This is a genomic window from Paraburkholderia sediminicola (assembly GCF_902859805.1).
Taxonomy (GTDB): domain Bacteria; phylum Pseudomonadota; class Gammaproteobacteria; order Burkholderiales; family Burkholderiaceae; genus Paraburkholderia; species Paraburkholderia sediminicola.
This window is the reverse complement of the sequence record NZ_CADIKC010000022.1, coordinates 16,408-39,719: the sequence shown is the minus strand read 5'-3', so window position 1 is coordinate 39,719 and position 23,312 is coordinate 16,408. Positions and strand designations below refer to the sequence as shown.

Genomic DNA, 23,312 nt, shown 5'->3' with positions numbered 1-23,312 from the left:
GTACTTAGTAAGCGTTTCGATGCGCCAGTCCGGCAACAATCGTCGCGCCGATAATCCGCATATCGAGTGCGAACGACCAATGCCCCAGGTAGTACAGGTCATGTTCGACGCGACGCTCCATCTTCTCGATGCGGTCGGTTTCGCCACGAAAGCCGTTGATCTGCGCCCAGCCTGTAATGCCCGGCTTGATCCGATAGCGATTGATGTAGCCGGCGACCACTTTCTGATAGAGGTCGTCGTGCTCGAGTGCATGGGGACGCGGTCCGACGACCGACATATCGCCACGCAACACGTTGAAGAATTGCGGCAGTTCGTCGAGGCTCGTGCGGCGTAGAAATGCGCCGACACGCGTGACGCGCGGATCGTCGCGCGTGGCCTGTTTGAGCGTGCCTTTCGGCTCGTGATGCAGTCGCATCGAGCGGAATTTGTAGATCGTGAAGACGCGGCCGTCGGCGCCTTTACGCTTCTGCTTGAAGAGAACCGGGCCGCGCGACGAGAGCTTCACCGCAATCGCAATGGCGAGCAGGATTGGCATGAGGCCGATCAATGCCGTAGCGGCAAACAGACGGTCGAAGATTTCCTTCTTCAGCATGGAACTGGCCGATAGCGGCGAGGCGACGAGGTTGATGGCCGGCACGCCGAGCAGATCGATCACGCCGCTGCCATCGAACAACGCAATGCTGCGTACGTCCGGCATGAAGCGGATGTTCACCAGATCGTCGCGAAACTCGCTGATCAGTTTGCAGATCAGAGGTTCTTCCGCGAGCGACAACATGAGCCACAACTCGTGCACATCGTTGGTGCGAATGTAGTCGGCAAGCGCATCCACTGTCGCGCAGACAGGCACTCGCGTGCTCGTCACCGCAGACACGTCAGGACGCGTGTTGTAGACGGCCGTCGCGCGAAAGCCTGTGCCGGGTGCCGAATCGATCCTGCGGATGATTGCGTCGCACTGCGAGCCGCTGCCGACGATCGCGACCTGATGCAGATTCAGACCGGCAGTGCGCGCACGCGCCAGCACCGCATGCGTGATCAGCCGGTAAGCGATCAGCAGGCCGCCCGTCACCGCAGTCCAGTAGGAGAACCACAGCCGCGAGACGAAGTCGATGCGGTGCAGCGAATACATCAGCACCAGCGCACTGCCCTGCACAATCAACCACGCGAGCGACACCTGGCCGGCCAGCGAGAGCTTGGAGCGGCCGCGCCATGATTCATACACGCCGAACGCTGGAAAGATGGCCAGCGCAAAGGCGGCGGAGAACATCACCAGCGCCCAATAGAAGCCGGATTGAGCGAGGTAATCAAAGCGGATCTGCGACGCCACCGCCGCACCCACTAGCACCAACGCGACATCGAAAACTCGCGCGAGCAAATCCTGAAACTTGCGCATTTTGCTTACCTCGTTCTTGCCGTTCGTTCTTTTCCGCACATGATTCCGGGGGCGCTGTTAGGAGCAGCGGCCGTAGTTGTCGTTGAACCTCACAATGTCGTCTTCACCGAGATAGGTGCCTGACTGGATTTCAATGATTTCGAGCGGTACTTTCCCCGGGTTTTCGAGCCGGTGACGCGTGCCGAGCGGAATGTAGGTCGACTCGTTTTCGCTCAGCAGGAACTGCTCTTCGCCGCGCGTGACGAGCGCCGTACCGCGCACGACAACCCAGTGCTCGGCACGGTGGTGATGCAGTTGCAGCGAAAGCTTTGCGCCCGGCGTGACGACGATGCGCTTCACCTGGAAGCGTTCGCCGTGGTCGATGGAATCGTAGAAACCCCACGGGCGCCGCACCTTGCGATGCGCATCGGCCTCGGGTGCGTGTTGCGCCTTGATGCGCGACACCAGGCCCTTGACGTCCTGCACATGCGAACGGTCGACTACCAGCACGGCGTCGGCCGTTTCGACGACCACCACATTGGTGGTGCCCACACAGGCGACGAGCCGGCCTTCGGAATGCGCATAGCTCGACACCGCGCCTTCGAACGTCACGCGGCCGCGCCCGGCGTTGCCGTTGGCGTCCTTTTCCATCGCGGCCCAGACGGCGTCCCAGGAGCCGAGATCCGACCAGCCCGCATCGAGCCGCACAACGACGCCGGACGGATTCGCAGCGGAGTCTTGCGGGTTAGTGGTGTGGGTAGCAGCCGCTTCGGCCGTGGCGTTCGCGTCGCTCGCTTCGCCCACGTCAGTGAGGCGCTCCATCACGGCATAGTCGATCGAGTCAGCGGGCGAACTCAGGAAAGCGTCCACCAGCGGACGGAAATACGCGCCTTCGGTGCGGCCGTTCGCGAATGCGCGTTCGCAGGCTGCGTGCATTTCAGGCTGCAGGCGTTGCAGCGTGTCGAGCCACACACGTGCGCGCACGACAAAGATGCCGGCGTTCCACCAATACGTGCCCGCGGCGACGTACTGCGCGGCAATTTCCTCGGCGGGCTTCTCGACGAAGCCGTCGATTACATAACCCGCATCGGGCAATTCCGCGCCGATGCGGATGTAGCCGAAGCCCGTATCGGGGCGCGTGGGCGGCACACCCAGCGTGGCGATCAGGCCGCGTTCCGCATACCTGGCCGCACGTTCCAGCGCGCCTTGCAAAGCCGGCACATCTGCAATCGAATGGTCGGCCGGCATCACGATGAGAATTGGGTCGTCGCCGTCCGCGCACGCGAGTGAGGCCGCGAGCGTCAATGCCGGCGCCGTATCGCGCCGCGCAGGCTCGACGATCAGACGCGCATTCACACCGTTTTCCAGAAGCTGCTCGGAGATCACAAACCGGTGTTCTTCGCCGCACACGATGATCGGCGACACGTCCACGTTCCAGCCGGCGGGAAAACCGTCCATACGCCGCGCAGTCGCCTGCAACAGCGAGTCGGAGCCGACCACGTCGATCAGCTGCTTCGGATAGTTTTCGCGCGACACCGGCCACAGCCGCGTGCCCGAGCCGCCGGCAAGAATGACCGGGACGATGCGCGCGCAATGCGCACCGGCAGTCCCGGCACTGGCGCCGTCCGGGTTCGCCGACGCAGCGCTCACAACTCCCTTAGTCAACATATTCGGATTCCTTATAATTCTTTGAGATCAAGGAAATACTTACCGAAGCATGGTACGAGACGACTACGTGCTGGGCGCGCTCAGCGCGGTTCGCGGCGCGCGCTATCCGCCGACCATGCGGCGGCTTTGAATCCGGAACTCAGTGGGGGAAATCCTCATCCGCTTACGGAAGACCTTCGCGAGGCGGTCACCGTTACCCATGCCGGTGCGCCGGGCGATCTTGTCCACCGGCAATTCCGACTCGGTCAGCAGGCTGCAGGTCACCGCGAGGCGCTCATGCAACAGGAAACTCGAGGGCGTGATACCCATTTCCATCTTGAAGCGACGCAGGAAGTTGCGCTCGCTCATCGCGGCGAACTGAGCCGCATCGGCAATCGAAATCGATTGCTGGCAATTCTCTTGCAGCCAGCGGGCCGCCGCGCGCACTTTGTCGCCGGGGCTCAAGCCGCCGTCTTCACCAAGCAGCGGTGCGAGGTTCGAACACGAATCGGCAAGCAGGCGCTCGGCCACTGTGCGAGCGGTCGCGCCGCCGAGATCGCGCTTGATCATGGCGAGCGCGCTTCTCATCGATTCAAGCCGGTCACCCGCGTCGCCGTTCTGCTCGGTCTGGCGCGATGACATCGACTGCGGCTGGTGAAATTCGCCGCTTTCCTTGCTGTCCGGCACATAGGCCGCTTCGATCAATGCGCGTCCTTCCGCGATCGGCCGGATCATGCCTGTGTTGCGGCGCACACGCCGTAACCAGGCGATCAGCCGTTCGTCGCCGGCCGCGGCGAATGCGCCTTTTCCACCGGCTACATACAACGCGTCGAAGCCGCCGTAATGGCGCGCGTCGAGCCCGTCGGTCCAGACCCGCAGTGCCGATGACGAGGTCACCATACCGCCGTCGGCCGACAGGAAGGAAACGTCATACAACCAGCCACCGGATCCGGACGATGCCAGTTCGTTAGCAGCCTGAAACACTTCGGCAACCACGCCCGCGCCCTGCAGCGAGCAGTCGTTGAACATCAGGATTGCGATGCGACGCATACCTTTGTTCGGTGCGTGCACCCAGCGCAACATGGCAGACTCGAGACTCGCGCAGGTCATAGTCATCCTCTCAACAGAAAACGGATCTACTTTTCAACCTTGAACGCCTACACAGAGGAATGCTCTGTGCAGTGCATCATAGCCATCCGCAATCAAGCATTTAGCCGCCATGACCGAAAGTGCAGACATGTTGGCGTTTCGATATGGTGGCCAACCAGTGATTTTCGGAACAAATGCTCTGCTACTATTTTTCAATGAATTAAATGCCGATTCTGCATATGAATGAATTTACATTCTGCGAATCTTAATTCGAAATTAATGTGATTTTTTGTGCGCTGGCACACATACAATCGCAGCTCGAAATGCTTGAGTTGCAATCTGATCTGCCCGGCATTCTGCAGATTTGAAGTGACTTATTTCCGTCACATCGCCAGAATGAGAGCAGCCCCCTTGTTTGCACCAGTCGCTGTTCTTACCGGATGCCCGCGGGGCTTTCTTCTGACGAAATATTTGGTCGGCAGGGACATATAAAGCAGTGTTCAATATAAACAATTTTCGCGAGACAAAATTATTTAATTTGTTGTTATTGGATCTGGAGAATATAAACAAGACGATTAATGTTTCAAACGTGAAACACAGCAATTAGACAGCTTTAGCCGGTCCGGCAATAGACGGGCCAATGGCGCATTCTGTCTGATCAGAGCCGGTATGTTTCCGCCATCGAATTGCGGAAATAGCCTATGCGGTTTCCGCAACACATTGCGACACGAGGTAGCCTGAGGCGGGTCTGGCCTGGTCAACTAGCAATCCGATGACGCCTTATCGTTGGAACAGGCCGGAACCTATGCGTCGAACGACACGGGGAACACATGTCTGATGTATGTGAATATCGCGCGCTGCAACCACGCTTCGGCGCCTGTGCCGCCCACGGGTTAGTGCTGCGCGTTGCCGCCTCAGCGGCCGTATTTATCCTGCTGGCCATGATGGCCTCCTCGTGTAGTGCGGCAGCGGCTTCAGCCGGTCCTGACAGCGCAAGCAATGCCGATCTGACGGTTGACGGCAGAAAGTGGACAGCATGCGCGGCGGAATATGGAACCTGCCGGTTCAGCGGTACGCGCGACGTGCTGTACGGCACCGTCGAGCAACATGTCATCAAGACGTTCACGACCACCGCCGATTGCAATAACGGCGTGTTCGGCGATCCTGCGCCCGGGGTGGAGAAGCGCTGCGCGGTTGCGGTCACGGCGGCTGATTCGAACACCGCGGCCAGGGCCGAGGCCTCTGCCTCGGCGAAAAAAGACACAGCGCCTGCCGCCACACAGGAATCTGCGGCCACGGTATCCACTTCATTGAAGGCGCCACCCGGGCAGGGTCTGCGTTGCGCCGCACCCACCTCGCAGGTGCGCGCCGCGGCAAACGGCGATCTGCTGGAAGCAGACACGCCGAGCGACGGCACGCGCCTGTTCGCAGCGGACAAACCCTTCGCGCTCGTCTTCACGACACGACCTGCGCAAAACGACACGCTCAACTGGCAGATCCGCGACAGCTGGAATGCCGTGCGCGCCAGCGGCCGCTTCCCCGTCGCGGCGGGCGCCACGCTGTCAACGCTGAGTTGCGCCTCGACCGTTGCCGGCTACTTCGCCGTGTCCGCTTCGCTGGAACGCGCACATGGCCAACTCGAATCGCGCGGCACACGTCCCGAGGGCATCGCCACCTTCGGCGTCTTGCCCGACACCTCTGCTGCATTGCCGGCCGTCCGCTTTCCCTACGAAGACCTGCATCGATTCGGCGGACAAGGCACCGCCTACCTTGCGCCCGGACAGCATTGCTGCGACGGCGACGGCTATCGGCCGGCTTACACCGCGCTCGGCCTTTCGTGGGCCAACGACAATCGCAACTGGTATATGGAAGAGCCGAAAAACGCAGGTACGTTCGATCCTGCGAGCAAGCAGTTGCTGCCCTACTTCCGGCGCGGCGACATCATGCGTCTGATCCAGCTCGACGGTATTCCTCAGTGGGCTAGTCCAACCGGCAAGGAGACGCACAGCTATGCGCCGACCTCGCTCGCGCAAATGAAGGACTACATGGCCAAAGTCGGCGCCGAGTCCAACCGTACGCGGATGACCTACTTCCCCAATCAGCGCGACAACTACTATCAGGTGACGTGGGAGCCGGACGCCGACGGCGGCCTGCCGTGGCGGGATACCGACGCGAATTTCGTCGCAATGTATAAGGCAGTTTGGGAAGGCATTCATCAGACGGACCCGCATGCCGTGGTAATGGGGGTGACGTACGCCTCGGTTCAGGTCAATGTCGAGAAGATGCGCCGTCTCGGTCCGCTCGGGATCGGCCGCTATATGGACGGTATGACCATCCACGGCTATTACGACATTGGCACGACACCATCGCACCCACCCGAGCGCGTCGCCGACTCAGCCAATCAGGGCACCGTGCCAGGCGCACTGCCGGCCGCAATGCGTGCGCTACGTCACGAGTTGCGTCTATACCTGAAACCCGGCGCGCCGCTGTTCGTCACCGAAACCGGCATCAGCTACGACATCGGCGCGGCGTACGGCAAGAACTATCCGGGCGCGAACGTGCTATATGCGCAAGCCGCGATCGTGGCCCGCACGCATCTCATCCTGCTCGGCGAAGGTGCGGACATGACCTACGTGTTCTACCTCGCGGACATGCCGGACGCAGCGCCCGGCTATGGGGTTTTCTTCGAACTCGATCATCCGACCGGCGCCTACGGCGCCGCCCACATCAGCCCTAAACCTGCCGCGCTCGCGGTGGCGGCGATGACGCGGATCATCGACGGAACGGATACGCTCGGACCGCTCAAAGCTTTGCCAAAAGGCGTCTACGCATACGCGTTCCGCCGGCTCGGCGGCGGCAAGATCGTTACGGCGTTGTGGACGCATGACAACGACGCCTGGAATGCCAAAACCGGTTTCAGCGCGAGCCAGAGCGCGGATTACCGTCTGCGTGTCGACGCACCCGGCACGTCGGGAGAAGTGACCGTATTCGACATGATGGGCAACGCATCGAGCGTGCCGTATCGCGACGGTGTCGCGAACCTCAAGCTGTCGCCTACGCCAATTTATGTGGTGTCCGCCAACGCCGGCGTGTTCAAAGACGCGGTCACGACACCGGAGGGCTATGTGCCTCGCTAGATGTGCCGCGCAGGACGCGGGGTGCGCATAGCGGCCGCCGTAGATCCTTCGACAGGCACCGCTTGCTGTCGAGACGCGGCGATACTTCGGCGTGATGTGACAGGGCAAGTGATTTCTCACACCCGTAAAATCCAGACGAGGACTACCTCGCATGCATATCAACGCGCTGGAACCGAGAAATGAACGGCCTCGCATGGACAATGCTGGTGCTGGCCGGGATGGTTGGGGCGTTTCTTTTCGCCACAGTCGGTGCAATTCTGGTCGCACTGCTGCTGGCGAATGTCTCAAGCCGTCTCACCCGGGATGATGAGCACCATGGCGACTACTAGCGCCTTTAGCATCGCCTCACGATCACCACGCGCTCAACGCGACGCGCGCCCTGCAGGAGATGACATGCTGACCGAAATCGATTTCCTGGACGTGGTGCGTCTGACGCCGCTGGTCGCGATCGATCTGATCGTCAGCGACGCCGAGGGCCGCGTGTTGATCGGCCATCGGCGCAATCGCCCTGCCCGCGGCACGTGGTTCGTTCCCGGCGGACGCATTCATAAAGACGAAACACTCGACGCAGCGTTCACGCGCATTGCCGATGCCGAATTGGGCATTGGCAGGCTGACGCGTTCGACCGCACGCTTCGAAGGCGTTTTCGAGCATCATTACAAAGACAATTTCGCCGCCGAGCCTGACGTGTCGACGCACTACATCGTGCTTGCCTATGCCTTACAGTTCACCAGCACCATCTCCGTCGGCCGGCTCGACCAGCACAGCGGCTATCTCTGGCTCGCGCCTTCTGAACTGCTCGCGCGCGCCGATGTCCACGAGAACACCAAGGCTTATTTCCGCTAGCGTTAACGGCCGCGCCACCCGCGTGCCTCATTGTCTGCGCGCAAAGTAACGCCTACTGTGAGTTCGCCAACGTGGCGACGCACGCCGGTACAGTATGATCGGGCTCACCGTCAGGGCTCGAATCAAACATGCGATCACCGGCAGCCAGACTCGTTCGCGATTCATCCATTGCTCTTCTAGCACTACTTTTTTTCGCTCTCTTTCCCGGCGCGGCGCGCGCGGCGGATTGCGGCGCCGGCACGCTCGTGACAGTCGTCGCTCACCTCGACGACGATCTGCTTTTTGTTGACCCCGCCATCAGCGAACGGCTCGACGCAGGCTGGTGCATCACCACCGTGCATCTGATCGGCGGCGCCAACGGTGCGGATTTCGCTTACGTCCAGACCCGCGAGCGGGGTTCACGGCTCGCGTATGCGCGCATGGCGGGGGTGCCTGACGAATGGATCGAAACGAATATTTCGATCGCCGGCAAGCTCGTGCATCAGATGGTGCTGAAAGCGAAGCCGCAAGTCCGTCTGCTCGAATTCCGCCTGCCCGGCGGCGCCGTGCGCGGCGGCCGCGAACCGCTTGGCCTGCTGTGGGAACAGCACGCCACGCTCTCCACCTATCCGATGAACGCCGACGGTTCCGTGCGTGTGCAATACGATCGGGCCTCGCTGTCGGCCACACTGAAAGTGATCCTCGCCGCGGCGTCGCAGATCTATACGCTCAATCCGGACACCATACCGTTTCTCGAGCATCCCGATCACATCTACACCGCGCGCATCACGCGCCACGTCGCCCAGACGCTCAACAAAAGTGTGCCGATCGAATACCACATCACCTATCCGATGGGCGACTGGCCAGGCAATGTGCCGGCGGCCGAAGTTCAGCGCAAGCGCGACATCGTCGCCAGCTATTTTTCTGTCGACGGTAGCGAGTTTTCGCACGTATTCGGCGAGTTCCAGTGGGACGGTAATTGGGTCGCGCGCCGCTATGCCTTCGCCGATCGCAGCGATCGCCATGTCGCGGATTTCCAGGCGCGTCCCATTCAGCTATTCAATGCGGCGGCAACTCGCTGTCTGACTTCCGCAGGCAGCGGCCAGGCGCCGACACTCGCCGCATGCACGGGCTCATCCACGCAACAATGGCGCTGGGATCCGGTGACGGTCTATCCCGGCAATGCGCGCAACGCGGCGCTCGTCAGCGTCGCGACTTCGCAATGCATCGCCGAACGCGACGGCTATCTGATCTCCGAGACCTGCGATCAATGGGACATGGCGCAGCGCTGGACGCCGTGGGACTTCGGCCTCGTCTACACACCGCTGCGGCACTGTCTTGGTGAAAACGACGGCAAGCTCACCATGCGCGGCTGCACCCTGCTCACCACACGCTACCGTTGGGCGACTCAGCAACGCACGCAGGCGACCGATCTGCGGCTCGCTACCGCTATGGTCGGCGACATCGGCGGCACGGGGGAGCAAGCCGCGGTCTATGTGCAACGGCAACATGACGGACCTGGTTTCAACGTGTACGTGGCGTCGCTCGTGAAAGCGTCGCCTCCCGCACTCTGGTACGCCGGCCTCGTCCCTTTCGATCCCCGCGCCACGGCGCCCAGTTGCACGGATGACAAGCTCTGTTTCGATAGCGCGCGCTTCCTGCTCGGCGATTTCGACGGCGACGGCAAGGCGGACTTGATGGTCATCACCGCACGCCAGGGCGGCACCGCGTTCTGGTTGCTCCGCAGTACAGGTGAGCGCTTCGAAGCCCCACGTCTCTGGCTTCAGACCAGCCGTGAGTTCAAGCCTGCGTTGACGCAGCAATATGTGGCGGCGGACTTCGGCGGAACAGGACGCGCCGGCGTGCTGATCGCGCAGAAGCGCGCCGATAGCGGGCTCGACCTCTGGATGGCGTCGTCCACAGGCTCGGCAGGCTCAGCGCCGACGCTGATGGCACAAGCAAAAACCCTGCGGCAAAACGCCAATCTTCTACCCGTTCAGACCGCAGGATCACGCGCGTCACTGGTCGCGGTGGACGGTGCGGACGGACGGCTTGCGCTCACGCCAATCGCCAACGACGGTGCGCGCATGACCATCGGCGAGCGCAAACTATTGCCGGCGAGTTTCCTGCCCGACTTCGTCAAAGTGACGGTCGGGGCCGTGCACGGCAAAGCAAGCAATACGCTGATTCTCCTGACGCCGCATCTCGATGGAACGAACGAGGACGCGGTGATCGACATTGCCACGCTCGACACAACGGACACGAACGGCGTGCCGGTTCAGGCGGCGACATTGCGTGGCATGTCCTGGTCGGATGTCTTTCCGGCGTTCGTGCGTGACAAGCGCAATGCCGCACTCGTGCTCTATCGAAGAACCGACGCGATACTCGGCGATTTCTATTTCACCGGTGGCGCACCGGCGCTGACGCGCTATCCGGTAGGCGATGGGTTCGCCCTGGGCCCGGCCCAGGATCTCGGTGAACTGCCAGGGTTGTTCTCAGAGACGGTGCGGATCGACCGGTTGGCGCAGTAGCGCCAACCGGTCGATCCGGCGCGGTTCAGGTCGACACGCGCAGCGGCTGAACGAACTGCCGGGCAATCGTCATATAGCGATCGGCCGTGTCGCGCAACGTGTATCCCGCCAGTTGCCGGTTCGCTCGCGGCATGTCGAGCGCCTTGAGCAAGGCGCGGCCATAGGCCTCCGGATCGGCCGTGTCGACGAGATTGACGCCTGCAAATCCACTGGCAAAACCGAACGACGGAATCCGGCTCGCCACGACAGGAATGCCCGAGGCGAGCGCCTCCAGGAAACCGATGCTCTGCGCTTCGAAACGCGAAGGCATGGCAAAGACACGCGACGAGCGAAGAATCGCGGCGACATCCAGGCGCGGTCCACAAACCGTCACGCGGCTGTCGAGGCCAAGCTGATGAACCAGCGAGACCACCGCCTCGTAATAGGCGACCTCCTCGATGACTCCGCACAGCAGCAGGTGCGCTTCAGGCTCGCTCTGCACGACGCGCTCGAACGCGCGGATCGTGTCCAACTGACTCTTCCCTTCTATATAGCGGCCTAGCTGAACGATCTGCTTCGCCGGCACTGCGATATCGGGTACGGATGAGTTGTTGTCTTCGGCGAACAGCGACGCATCCACGCCATTCGGAATCACGACCATCGCCGGATGCTTGCCGATCTCGCGCAGATAGTCGTCGATATTTTGCTGCGACACGCCGATGATCGCTCTCGCCCGCCGTGACAGCAGACGCTCGGCCTGCTTGAGCGCGCCGTTTTCGAAGTCGTTGACACCGGAGTGCATCACCCAGGCGATCGGCGTATGCACGGGCAGAAGACGCACATAGAGTGCGGCGAGCGTGGCATGCGCCACGATGAAGTCGGGACGGAACTGGCGCACCACGCGATACAGGTGCAGCAATTTACCCACCCTGCCGTGACGGCTGGTCGGGAACAGGCAGGTGACGCCTGCGGCTTCCAGCTCCGCACGAATGCCGACGAAATCGTCCTGCTGGGGAAGCAGCGACGTGATACAGACCTCATGGCCGCCGCGCTGATGCTGAATCGCGAGGCCCTTTACAAGTACTTCTGCCCCGGAAAGTCGCGGGGCATGAACCAATTGAAGAATTCTCACGATTTATCTCTCTGGATAACCGCCTTTTTTGCGCAGCGGATGGACAAGCCGACCAACTAGTACCGGCCCCAAAAAACTGTCGGCATCCATCATCGTTTATCTGGCGCGCCCCTTTCGCGGGACGCGGCCTCGTCTCCGTAAAACAGCGACAGTTCCGCCGCGAAGTCACTATCGCGAGGAAACCTTACACCGAAGGCCCAGCACTTTTCCGCCATCTGCAAGACTTCATCGGCTATGCAATGAGCGCTATCGCCCATTTCTCAGCGGTTTACCCCAATTCGTATAGTTAGGCATCCGTTGCAAATCTTTTCGACCCCATTTCTGTTTGGCGGATAAGCACTAATTTCATCTTACGTATTTTTTGATGCGATCAATGCAATTAGTACTGCATTATTGTTCATACGTAACGACTCGTTACTTCTTTTAAACATACTAATGCGTATTGTTGCAGTCGATTCTTCCCATCAGAGCCTTTCTTGCTTACAGGACAGTAAAAAGTTCATCGAATGGCGCGATGAACTCAAGCACTACGATGTGGATTGCGCTGTTCCTCAAGACGTTCGTTGTTTTCGTCACACCTTCCCCGGTCGTCCGATTCCGCCAAATCCGCCATGACGAGTGGCATGGATTCGTACGATAAGAATTTCTCTGCAGAGAAATGCGTTCGGGGCCGACAACCCGGGAAGGCATCACACCTTCGCGCAACTGAATGGTTGCGCATCCAGGACGGCCAGTGTCGATGCCTCGGTCATCGGCTGGCTTGCAATTGAACCCCCGATGTTCGCTCTGTCTCCCTACGCGCTTCGCGCGAAGAGACGAACGAATGTTCTGAAAACGCATTGGTTAGATTGATGAAATCGCAACTACTCCTACTCTCGACCCTTTCTCTCGCGCTAGCGGGCTGCGGCGGTGGCGGCGGCGGTAACGGCGCCAGCAACAACGCAACAACCCAGCTCAACGGCAGCTCCGGCTCGTCCAACTCGACTGCGGCGGGCAACAGCAGCACCGGCGGCACTGCCACGGTGAACGGCGCGGGCACCACCGTCGCGACGCTCAGCTGTGCTTCGCCGGCCGTCTCGGCGGGCTCCGGCAGCGCCACGATTTCCGCCGACACGCCGAGCGCGGACGGCACACGCATCTTCGCTTCCGGCACCGCCTTCCAGCTCGCCTTCAGCACCAACGTACCGAACGCCGACACGCTGAACTGGGCCGTGACAGACACCATCGGCCGAGTGGCGGCAAGCGGCAGCACCGCTGTCCCGAGCGGTTCGAAAACCATCACGCTGAACTGCACCTCGACGCTCGCCGGCTATTTCGCCGCGACGGGCACGCTCGCGCAGAACGGCGGCCAACTGCCACAGGCCGGCACGCGTCCGGTCGGCATCGCGACCTTTGGCGTGCTGCCGAACCTGTCTCAGGTGGTGCCTGCGGTTACCTACGCGCGCCAGGAACAGCACCGCTTCGGCATGCAGGGCGCGAACGACAACGGCCCCCTGCTGGCCGACCTCGGCATCTCGTCGACGATCGACGACCGCCAGCTCTCGACGATGGAGCCGAACGGCGCGAACACCTTCAATCCGTCAGCGAACAATCTCGATCCGTTCTACAAGAGCGGCAACGTGATGCGCCTGATCCGTCTCGACGGCATCCCCGCCTGGGCGAGCAGCACCGGCGCGTTCCAGGACGACACCAGCGTGCCGACCAGCCTTTCGTATTACCAGAACTACATGAGCCGCGTCGGCACGGAATCGAGCGCGATTCGCGCGGCGTACTTCCCGACCCAGTCGGCGAACTACTATCAGGTGACGTGGGAGCCCAACCAGTTCTGGACCGACACCGACGCCAATTTCATCGCGCTGTATCAGTCCGTCTATCAGGGCATCCATTCCACCGATTCGAACGCGGTGGTGATGGGCCCGGCCGACGCATTCCCGAGCCTGACCACGACGCGTCTGAAGCGCCTCGCGCCGCTCGGCTTCGGCCAATACATCGACGCGGTGGCGACGCATGGCTACTACGACGCGGGCACCTCGCCGTCGCATCCGCCGGAGCGCTACGACAGCGACCCGTCGACAGCCTCAGGTTCGCTGCGCGGCCAGATGCGCGCGCTGCGTGCGGAAATGGCCACCGACTACCGCACGGGCATGAAGCTGTTCTCGACGGAAGCCGGCATCAGCTACGACCTCGGCAGCTCGTACGGTCCGAACTATCCGAGCGCGAACGTGCTGTACGCGCAAGCGGCGGTTGCGGCGCGCATGCACATCATCACGCTGGGTGAAGGCGCGGATCAGACCTATGTGTTCTACGGTGCGGACTATCCGGGCGAAGTCGGCTACGGCACGTTCTTCGACCTGAGCGACGCGCAAGGCGCATTCGGCGCGACGAACATCAGTCCGAAGCCGGTTGCGATGGCGATCAGCGCGATGACGCATACGCTCGACGGTACGCACACGCTTGGAGCGGTGAACGGCACACCGACCGGCGTCTACGCGTACGCGTTCCAGCAGGTGGGCAATGGCGCGGTGATCACCGCTTTGTGGGCGCACAACAATAGCGTATGGGACGCGAGCGTCGGCTTCAGCTCGACCTATAGCGTGCCCTATACCCTCACGGTGGATGCGCCGGGCACGAGCGGCACCGTGAAGGTGGTCGACATGATGGGCAATGCGTCGAGCGCGAACTACAGCAACGGGACGCTGACGCTCAACCTGACCGAATCGCCGGTGTATGTGGTGTCGAATAATGCGTCGGTTGCCCAGTCGAACGCGACGGTGCCGGTGGGATATGTCGGTATCTAATTAGCAACCGCCGCATCATGCGGTAGATGTAAAAACGTCAGCCGGCTTCAGGGCCGGCTGACGTTATTTTGTTCAGACATGGATGGCGGCGCCTCGCCGCGCACTCCCAGAGCGTCAGCTTTCCCCCAGTCTCCCCTCGAGTCCGCTCAGCTCCTGCTCGCGTTCCTTCGACACCTTGCCGATCGGCGGGCCCGCAAAGCTCTTGCGCACACCTGCGCCGTACCAGATCGCCAGCAGTATCGCGAGCAAACCGACAATCACGTACACCACTTTCTGGTTAGGCGGCTGCATGCCGACATAGGCGAGCACGAGCGCGCCGAACACCGCAGCCACCGCGAACGGCTTCGACAGCATGCCCAACTGGAACGGCCCTTTTTCCTTCCACGTGCGCCCTTCGGCGAAAATGCCGGCGGCAATCGGCATCGCGTAGGAGATGAACAGGAACACCGCGCTCCCCGCGCTCAGCACAGTGAACGCATCACCGTACAACGTCACCACGATCGCCAGCACCGCCGAGGTCCAGATCGCCGCGCCCGGCGTACGGTGTGCCGCATTCACCTTGCGCAGCCACTTCGAGCCAGGCAAGCCGCCGTCGCGGGCAAACGCGAACATCATGCGCGAGGTCGACGTAACGGCTGCGAGACCGCATACGTAGTTGATGAAGAACATCAGCAATTCGATGAGGATGCGCAGCGGTCCCGGAATCGGCGCAAGAATCGCTTCGAAGAACCCGGTGCCCTGCTTCACCCCGGCAGTGATATCCGGCATCACCAGTACGAACGCGCACACCATCACATAGCCGAAGGTCGTCGACCAGAACACGGAGCCAACAATGCCGCGCGGCACATTGCGCGCCGCCTGATGTGTCTCCTCCGAGGTATGCGCAGAAGCGTCGAAGCCCGTGATCGTATAAGCGGTCAACAGCAAACCGGACAGAAACGCCATGGCAATGGTCTGCTTGGGCCATGCGCCGCCATCGATACCGGTGAAGTTGGTGAACGTGTAGAGCCGCGACAGATCAATCTTGACCGGCGAATACACCAGCAGGGACACCACCAGCATGACCGTCACCACGAAGATCAGATAGCCCGACAGGTCCGTGATCTTGCTGGTGATACGAATGCCGCGATGATTCAGGAACGCCTGCGAGGCGGTGATCACCGTCAGAAAGAGCGTCTGCTGCCACCAGCCGAGCGAATCGGGACTCACACCGAACATCGGCGCGATCAGCGTGCGAAAGAACGGATCATAGGTACCGTAGTTGATCGCGGCGACCACGAACACGAGACCAAGCAGATTCAGCCACGCAGTGAGCCAGCCCCACATTTTGCCGCCGAGAATCGAACTCCAGTGATAAAGGCCGCCGGCCGTCGGATACGACGACGCGATCTGGGCCATCGCTGCCGCCACGACCAACGCGAACAGCGAGCCGAGCGGCCAGCCGAGCCCGATCGACGCCCCGCCCGCTGCCGACAAGCCCATCTGGAACGACGTGATGCCGCCCGACAGAATGCAGATCAGCGAGAACGACACCGCAAAGTTCGAGAACGCCCCCATGCGCCGGGACAGTTCCTGCGCGTAGCCCATCTTGTGCAACAGCTTGACGTCGTTGTCGGCCGACTCCGCCGACGGCACCGCCGTGTTGATGTCCATAACGCGATCCTTTGAACAGGGTTAAGACGAAGCGGCTGAGCGATGCTAAGGCGTGACCGCGCGACGAAGGACCGGCTCACGCAGCCGTAAAGCAGTTATCGACGTACAGGTGCGCGCCGTTGACGAAACTGGCGTCGTCGCTGGCGAGAAAGAGCGCGGCGCGCGCGACTTCTTCCGGCGCGCACAGACGGCCCTGCTGCACCGACAGCGCCGCTTCGCTCGCATCGAAGCCATACTTCGCGAGCGCGCTGATTTCGCGGCGCCCATGCGGGGTATCGATGAAACCGGGGCACACGGCGTTGCAGCGAATGCCACGGTCGCGATACTCGACAGCGATCGATCGCGCGAACATGGCGCATGCGCCTTTGGTCGTGCAGTACAGCACTTCGAGCGGCGTGGCCGCGACCGACGAAATCGACGCGGTGCACACGATCGAACCGCCGCCTGCCGCGAGCATGTGCGGCAGCACCGCGCGGGTCATCATGAACATGCTTTTGACGTTGACGTTCATGAGCCAGTCGTAGTCTTCGTCGGTGGTATCGACGAAGGGCTTCACGACGATGCTGCCGGCGTGGTTGAACAGCACGTCGATGCGCCCGAAGCGCGCCATGATGTTCGCCACGGCCGTGTCCACAGCGGCGCGCTTCGATACATCGGCGGCGAACAGTTCGGCTGTGCCGCCAGCCGCGCGAATTCGCGTCACGACCTCCTCGCCCGCATCGGTATTGATATCGACCACGGCGACTTGCGCGCCTTCCTGTGCGAATAGCAGCGACGCCGCGCCGCCCGCACCGGTCGCGCCGCCTGACACGATCGCGATCTTGCCTTCCAGCCTGCCTGCCGCTCTGCTCATGCGTGACTCCCGTTCCAGTGCCCAAGTGCCCAGTGCGTTGTGTTGCATTGCGTTGTGCACAAAGTAGGGGCGGCAAAAATCGGCGACTATCCAAAATTGGCAAAAAGTAAAAATCCCGTAAAAATCCGCCTTACTGACAAATGCATTACATGCGGTGATTCAAGCGCACCCGAATGAGCGCAGGCGGCCTGAACCCCGGGTGCGACACGGACTTTTTTTCGCATACACTGGTCGGCACGAGGCTTTCGGGGAGCGCCAACAGAATCGGGAGAAGCTATGCAGCCGGCCCATCAGACAAGCAGCGCCGTCGAGATTCGCTATTGCCGGAACATCGACGAGCAGGCGATGTTGCTCGACGCGTGGAACCAGAGCTATTGCCAGATTTCGCGTGGCCCCTTTGACGGCTCGGTGAGTTCGTTCGCCGCGGGCGGCGTGCGGGTGTTGGTGGAACGCCTGAACCGCACGGTCTATCAACGCGGCCAGGTGGCGCGGTCCAGGCTCGCCGTGGGCATTCCATTTCAACTCGAAGGGCATGCTTTGCTCTGCGGGCAGACGAGTCATCGTGACGGCCTGCATGTGTTTTCCGGCGATGGCGGGTTCGAGTTTTTATCGCCCGACACGCATCTGGTGGTGAATCTGGAGATCGAACCTGACGCGATTGCCGATCATTTGCTGCGCTCGCAGCTCGATGAGATTGCGCTGCTGCTGGGCGCGAGGCCTGGTGTGTTGAATGTGGATCCTGCGAGGTTGCAGGGCTTTCGCGAGGTGCTGAAGCAATTGCTTGACGCTGTGAGTGCGACGCCGACGTTGCTCGATGATGGCGGCGTGGCGGCCTCGTTCGAGAAGTCGGTGGTATTTGGTCTTGCCGAGGCATTGCAGGGAATGCGGGATGCCGATCCACACGGGAATGTCGAAGCGCGTACCGCGCGGAACTGGCAGCTTGTGCGCAGCGTTCGCGAGTTGGTGGAAGAGTCGCCGGATTGCCCGCTGTCAGTCGCCGAGTTATGTGCCCGGTTTCGCGCGAGTCGGCGCACTTTGCAGTATGCGTTTGAGGATACGGTTGGGGTGAATCCTTCAGCGTATATACGAGCGGTTCGGCTGGATCATGTGCGGCGGGAATTGAGAGCCGCTGGGTCTGTTACTGAGGTCGCTACGCGGTGGGGGTTCTGGCATTTTGGGAATTTCTCCAATGAGTATCGGGGGCAGTTTGGGGAGTTGCCATCGGAGACCTGGCGGCGTAGTCGCGCGCGCGCGGGGTGAGGGTTTGGGTTTTTTTTGCCTGTTCGGCGCTTTTGTTTGTGGTTCTGGGTTTGGTGCCTTTCCTTGCTTTGGTAGTGGTCTATTAGCGTTGCCCCTGTGCGGGGCGGCACTTACTTTCTTTGCCGCCGCAAAGAAAGATAAGCAAAGAAAGCGGCTCAAACCGCTCATGCTAAGTGGGCACCGTGGTCTGCTACGGGTAGTGGTGCATCTGGAATCTGGGTTCGTGCCCCTGCATACGCCAGTGACAAGGGCGTCATACTTCCGGCGGCGCTGCGCGCGCCGAAGAGTACTTCTTAAAACCTCCCGCTACGTTTTAGCTCGCACGTTCCCACACGTTTGCGCTCCCGCGCTCGTGCCCTTGCGTTTGTGCTCTCGCGTTTGTGCTCTCGCGTTGTGCTTTCGCGCTCAGACATTCGCGCCTTGCTCAGCGCCGAAACTCGTCATTGCATGGCTGCTGGGAGTGTGAGGGCGACTGATCGATATTTCATTTGAAGTGGGGGTTCCCGAGCGAATGCAGAGGCGCCTCGCCGAGGCGAAGCCGACGGCCCCCACAAACCTCGACCAAAGCCCGTGGTTTCCCATGCAGACCCGTCCGCAACGCACGTAGTGCGGAATGGGAGCTGATGAGTCCTTTGTCACTAACGTGGAATGTGCGAGAACACGGATTCCAGTCGCACCACTACCCGCAGCAGACCACGGTGCCCACTTAGCATTAGCGGTTTGAGCCGCTTTCTTTGCTTATCTTTCTTTGCGGCGGCAAAGAAAGTAAGTGCCGCCCCGCACAGGGGCAACGCTAATAGACCACTAACATGTCAAGGAAAGGCACCAAAGCCAGAACAAGAAAAGACACCACCCCCAGAACCACAAACAAAAACGCCGAGCAGGCAAAAAACCGCAAATCCTCCCCCATAAACCCAAAATTCAGCGCACACTATCCAACTGCTCCCTCGCGGAGCGATAAAAGCCTACTGGGGAGCCCATCATGGCAAAAGGTCAAATGCGCAGTAACCGCGAAGTAAAGAAACCGAAGCAGGCCAAGAAACCCACACCGGCCACGACGCCGTCGGGCGCACCCCCGATCCGCGTAGCGCCAACCGTTTCGGCAACGCCAAAGAAACACTAAAGAAGCACTAAAGCAGCACGAACCAGGCAGCAAGCCCGCCCCGCCAGGCGGGCCTCACCCATCCGCTTTACCTCGAAATATCCTCCAGCGCGACATCCCGCGTCTTCGGCCCAAGCGTCCCGATGGCCAGCATGACGATCATCATCGCCCCCGAAATAAACACAAACACCCCGTTCACGCCAAACCGGTTCAAGCATCCCGCAATCACGAACGCGGAGAACATTGCCGAAATCCGGCTCCACGAATAAACAAACCCCACTGCCCTCGCGCGAATACTGGTCGGAAACAGCTCGGCCTGATATGCGTGGTAGCTATAAGAAATAATGTTGCCCGCCAGAACGAGGCACACGCCCAAACTCACGAGCAACACCGTCTCCCGCGCCTGACTGAACAGCAGTCCGCACACCACGTTGACCGCAGCCATGCAGATAATCACCGTCTTACGCTCGAAGCGGTCGGCAATCAGCATCCCCAGCAACGGTCCAAGGGGCGCCGCGATCGCAATGATGCTCGCGTACATCAAACTCGTCGTGACGGTAATGCCCTGCTTGATCAGCAACGTCGGAATCCAGTTCGCGAAGCCGTAATAACCCATCGTCTGGAACACGTGGAAAATGATCAGCATCAGCGTGCGCTTGCGATACGGCGGCACCAGCAAATCACGAAACGCCGCGCGGGCGCGCACCGGTTCGGGCAACGCCGGCTCCGGCAAAGGCCGTCCATATTCTCGTTCCACACGCGCTTCGAGTCGCTTCATCACGGCGTCGGCTTCCTCGATGCGCCCCTTCTGTGCGAGCCAGCGTGGGCTCTCCGGCAAACGCAGGCGAATCCACCACACCACGATCGCGCCCACTACGCCAGTCAGCACGACCAGACGCCAGCCGTCGAGGCCGAAGTAACGGTGCGGCACCAGCAAATACGATAAAAACGCGACGATCGGCACCGCGCAGAAACCGACAGCCTGCGAAAAGGCCGACGCGCGCCCTCGCACGTGTTTTGGCACGAGTTCGGAGATGTACGTACCGATCGTCACGATCTCCACGCCGATACCGATCCCCGCGATGAAGCGCCAGAGGTTGAGCCCGAGCGCCGTGTCCTGGAACGCCATGATGATGTTGGCCGCGGTGTACCACAGCAGCGACCAGGTGAAGATCGCGCGCCGCCCGAAGCGGTCGGCGAGAAAACCGCATGCCGCCGTGCCGATAAACAGGCCTGCGAATAACGCCGCGATGAAACTCGCCACGCCGCTGGTGCCGAACAGACCGTGCGTCGTCGCGGTGAGAATGCCGCTGCGCACGAGGCCCGGCGCGATGTAGCCGGAGAACATCAGGTCATACAGTTCGAAGAAGAGTCCGAGGCTCAGCAGCATGACCAGTTGCCAGATCGAACGCGTCGCGGGCAAGCGGTCGAGCCGCGCGGAAATACGCGCGCCATTCAGCGCGATCTCGTCAGCACGGCCGCCGGCCGATGCACCGGCGCCTGAGGGCAAACCACCCAGCGCGCCAGCATCGCCGACCGCTGTCGCATACACCGCATGATTCGACGATTTCATCGTCTGTCTCCATGATTTCCGGTCTGACGCCGGATGAGATTGATTGACTACGTTCGACGCATCAAGCGCGCCGCTACCCTCATGCAGCTTCTCGCGGCACCTGCGCTACGCCGCCGCCCAATGCCGTGATCTGTGCTTCGTCGTAGCCCAAACCGCGCAGCACGTCGGCGGTATGTTCACCGATCTTTGCAATCGGCGAGCGCGGTTGCAGACGCGCTCCATCCATCGAAATCGGCAGCAAGGGCATTGCGGTTTCGCTGCCGTCATCGAGCGTCAATCGCGCAAGACCGCCGCTTTCGTTCAGATGCGGATCGTCGAACAGGTCCTCGGGTTTCGTGATCGACGCGAAGGGAATGTGGTCGCGCTCGAACAGCGGCACGAGCGCCGCGCCTTCGAAGCGACTCAAGGTTTCACCGAGCGTCTGCAGCAGCCACTCGCGCGCCAGCACGCGGTCGTTGTTAGTCGCGAGGCGCGGATCGGCCAGCAGGTCGGCGCGACCGAGAATCGCGCACAGCGCGCGCCACTGGCCGTCACCCGTGGCTGCGATAAACATCTGCTCGTCGTTGGCGAGCCGGAACACGTCGTAGACGGCCCACGCGCTGATGCGCTCGGGCATCGGCGCAGCGGGTACGCCGGTCGCGGCGAACTGCTGCATGTGTTGCGCGGAAAGCAGCACGCAGTTCTCGAACAGCGCGCTCTGTACTTCCTTGCCGCGTCCGCTCGTATGCCGTTCGTGAAGCGCGGCAAGCACGCCGATCGCGCCGAACATGCCGCCCATGATGTCGTTGACCGAACTCCCCGCGCGCAACGGCCGGCCTACCGGTCCCGTCATGTAGGCAAGGCCGGCCATCATCTGCACGACTTCGTCCAGAGCGAGACGGTGCTCGTATGGACCGTTTAGAAATCCCTTGTGCGAGACATAGATCAGCCTGGGATTGCGCTCGCGAAGCGATGCGTAATCGAGGCCCAGGCTCGCCATGCGACCCGGCTTGAAGTTCTCGACGAATACATCCGCGGTATCGACCAGTTTGTGCAGCGCGGCCAATCCTGCTTCCGTATCGAGATCGAGCGCGACACTTTTCTTGTTGCGATTGAAGGTACGAAAAAAACCCGCACCGGTGCCGAGCAAACGGCGCGTACCGTCTCCGCGCGGTGGCTCGACCTTGATGACTTCAGCGCCGAGGTCGCCAAGAATCATCCCGCAGGTCGGTCCCATCACCATATGCGACAACTCGATCACGCGAATGCCCGCAAGCGGCAACGCACCCTGTTGCTCTGCTGAAGGCGTTGATGTAGCAGATGCAGACGAAGCAGACGTAGAAGAAACTGAGGTCATTGCGACACCCGCGATTCGGAAGATTCAAAACGTTGAACAGCGGCACTGAACTGCTTCGGCAAACCGGCGCGCGCCAGATAGCCGTACAGCGGTTCGCCAGGGAGCGCGTCGGCGAGAATGTCGCGCGACGCGATGAGTCGGGTGAGGTCGATGCCGGTGTCGTAACCCATGCTGTCGAGCATGAATACGAGGTCTTCCGTGTTCACGTTGCCGGTCGCGCCTGGCGCATGCGGACAGCCGCCGAGGCCTGCCAGCGACGCGTCGAATTCGCGGATGCCGTGCTGCAGCGCGATCAGCGTATTGGCGAGACCAAGGCCGCGCGTGTCGTGGAAATGCAGCGAGCGCAGCTTGTTTCCTGCGACCTCACGTACCAGTTCGATGATTTCGCCAACCTGGCGCGGCGTCGCTTCACCAGTGGTGTCGCCAAGCGCGATGACATCGGCGCCCGCCTGCAACGCAGCGCGCGCAATCGCGGCGATATCGGCGTAAGGCACCGCGCCTTGTAACGTGCAGCCGAACACGGTCGACAATCCTGCGATCAATTCGACGCGTCGCACGTTCGCACTGGCCGCGCTATCGATCAACTCGCGCATCGCGGCAAATGACTCGATCATCTCGACAGGCGTCTTGCGGACATTGGCAAGGCTATGCGCCGTGCTCACTGAAATCGGCGCGACGATCCGATGCACGCCGGAATCGAGCGCACGTTGCGCGCCTTTCAGGTTCGGCACCAATGCCGTCACGATCAGATCGTCATAGGTGAGCGCGTGGGCGATCACTTCGTCGGCGTCGGCCATTTGTGGCAATAGCTTCGCCGGCACGAACGACGCGACTTCCATATGCCGCACGCCGGCGGCATAGGCGGCGTCGATCCAGCGCCGCTTGAACTCGGTGGGCATTGTGCGTGCGATGCTTTGCAAGCCGTCGCGCATGCCGACTTCGGTTACGACGACGCGCTCCTGGGTATCACTCATGGTCTTGAATCCCGGTCTGGAATCTTGCGTGGAATGCGGGAAATGAAGCCGCTG

The 23,312-nt window shown here is 61.4% G+C and carries 15 protein-coding genes; 6 read left to right on the top strand and 9 right to left on the bottom strand.

Features of this window, described 5'->3' with window-relative positions; translation table 11 throughout:
• Positions 1-4: 4 nt before the first annotated feature.
• From R8871_RS37535 to R8871_RS37525, 3 genes are all read right to left on the bottom strand, one after another.
• The gene (locus tag R8871_RS37535) at positions 5-1,390 is read right to left on the bottom strand and encodes an undecaprenyl-phosphate glucose phosphotransferase (RefSeq protein ID WP_175054946.1); all 1,386 of its coding nucleotides are present in this window, start codon (positions 1,388-1,390) and stop codon (positions 5-7) included.
• A gap of 57 nt (positions 1,391-1,447) precedes the next feature.
• Positions 1,448-3,037 carry a sugar phosphate nucleotidyltransferase gene (locus tag R8871_RS37530; protein WP_175054945.1) on the bottom strand — a complete coding sequence of 530 codons (1,590 nt, stop codon included), beginning with the start codon at positions 3,035-3,037 and terminating at the stop codon, positions 1,448-1,450.
• 102 nt (positions 3,038-3,139) lie between these two features.
• Positions 3,140-4,126: a helix-turn-helix domain-containing protein gene (locus R8871_RS37525; RefSeq protein ID WP_175054973.1), complete on the bottom strand. Its 987-nt coding sequence runs from the start codon at positions 4,124-4,126 to the stop codon at positions 3,140-3,142.
• 809 nt (positions 4,127-4,935) lie between these two features.
• Between R8871_RS37525 and R8871_RS37520 the strand changes: the two genes are divergently transcribed.
• The 4 genes from R8871_RS37520 (at position 4,936) to R8871_RS37505 (ending at position 10,598) form a co-directional block, all read left to right on the top strand.
• Complete coding sequence (locus R8871_RS37520; RefSeq protein WP_175054944.1) at positions 4,936-7,242, top strand: hypothetical protein; 2,307 nt, start codon at positions 4,936-4,938, stop codon at positions 7,240-7,242.
• Positions 7,243-7,421: 179 nt separating this feature from the next.
• Positions 7,422-7,571, top strand: a complete 150-nt coding sequence (locus tag R8871_RS37515) for a hypothetical protein (protein ID WP_175054943.1) — start codon at positions 7,422-7,424, stop codon at positions 7,569-7,571.
• 64 nt (positions 7,572-7,635) lie between these two features.
• Positions 7,636-8,088, top strand: a complete 453-nt coding sequence (locus tag R8871_RS37510) for a GDP-mannose mannosyl hydrolase (RefSeq protein ID WP_175054942.1) — start codon at positions 7,636-7,638, stop codon at positions 8,086-8,088.
• Positions 8,089-8,216: 128 nt separating this feature from the next.
• Complete coding sequence (locus R8871_RS37505; protein ID WP_175054941.1) at positions 8,217-10,598, top strand: PIG-L family deacetylase; 2,382 nt, start codon at positions 8,217-8,219, stop codon at positions 10,596-10,598.
• Between the two features lie 25 nt (positions 10,599-10,623).
• On the opposite strand, the gene R8871_RS37500 is transcribed toward R8871_RS37505, so the two are convergent.
• The gene (locus R8871_RS37500; RefSeq protein WP_175054940.1) at positions 10,624-11,709 is read right to left on the bottom strand and encodes a glycosyltransferase family 4 protein; all 1,086 of its coding nucleotides are present in this window, start codon (positions 11,707-11,709) and stop codon (positions 10,624-10,626) included.
• Between the two features lie 851 nt (positions 11,710-12,560).
• Here R8871_RS37500 and R8871_RS37495 point away from each other — a divergent pair.
• Positions 12,561-14,507, top strand: a complete 1,947-nt coding sequence (locus R8871_RS37495; RefSeq protein WP_175054939.1) for a hypothetical protein — start codon at positions 12,561-12,563, stop codon at positions 14,505-14,507.
• A gap of 114 nt (positions 14,508-14,621) precedes the next feature.
• On the opposite strand, the gene R8871_RS37490 is transcribed toward R8871_RS37495, so the two are convergent.
• Both R8871_RS37490 and R8871_RS37485 read right to left on the bottom strand, forming a co-directional pair.
• Positions 14,622-16,160 (bottom strand): amino acid permease, encoded by a 1,539-nt coding sequence (locus R8871_RS37490; RefSeq protein ID WP_054035445.1) that lies wholly within the window; start codon positions 16,158-16,160, stop codon positions 14,622-14,624.
• Positions 16,161-16,236: 76 nt separating this feature from the next.
• Positions 16,237-17,013: an SDR family NAD(P)-dependent oxidoreductase gene (locus R8871_RS37485; protein WP_175054938.1), complete on the bottom strand. Its 777-nt coding sequence runs from the start codon at positions 17,011-17,013 to the stop codon at positions 16,237-16,239.
• Positions 17,014-17,358: 345 nt separating this feature from the next.
• Here R8871_RS37485 and R8871_RS37480 point away from each other — a divergent pair, with 345 nt between their 5' ends.
• On the top strand, positions 17,359-18,273 hold the full coding sequence (locus tag R8871_RS37480) for a helix-turn-helix domain-containing protein (RefSeq protein WP_281370282.1): 915 nt from the start codon (positions 17,359-17,361) through the stop codon (positions 18,271-18,273).
• A gap of 1,190 nt (positions 18,274-19,463) precedes the next feature.
• Here the strand turns inward: R8871_RS37480 and R8871_RS37475 are convergent.
• The 3 genes from R8871_RS37475 to R8871_RS37465 form a co-directional block, all read right to left on the bottom strand.
• A complete protein-coding gene (locus tag R8871_RS37475) occupies positions 19,464-20,948 on the bottom strand; it encodes an MFS transporter (protein WP_175054936.1) in 1,485 nt (494 codons plus the stop codon).
• 79 nt (positions 20,949-21,027) lie between these two features.
• A complete protein-coding gene (locus R8871_RS37470) occupies positions 21,028-22,284 on the bottom strand; it encodes a CaiB/BaiF CoA transferase family protein (protein ID WP_175054935.1) in 1,257 nt (418 codons plus the stop codon).
• Complete coding sequence (locus R8871_RS37465) at positions 22,281-23,258, bottom strand: hydroxymethylglutaryl-CoA lyase (protein ID WP_175054934.1); 978 nt, start codon at positions 23,256-23,258, stop codon at positions 22,281-22,283. The genes R8871_RS37470 and R8871_RS37465 overlap by 4 nt, the downstream gene beginning before the upstream one ends.
• Between the last annotated feature and the right edge of the window lie 54 nt (positions 23,259-23,312).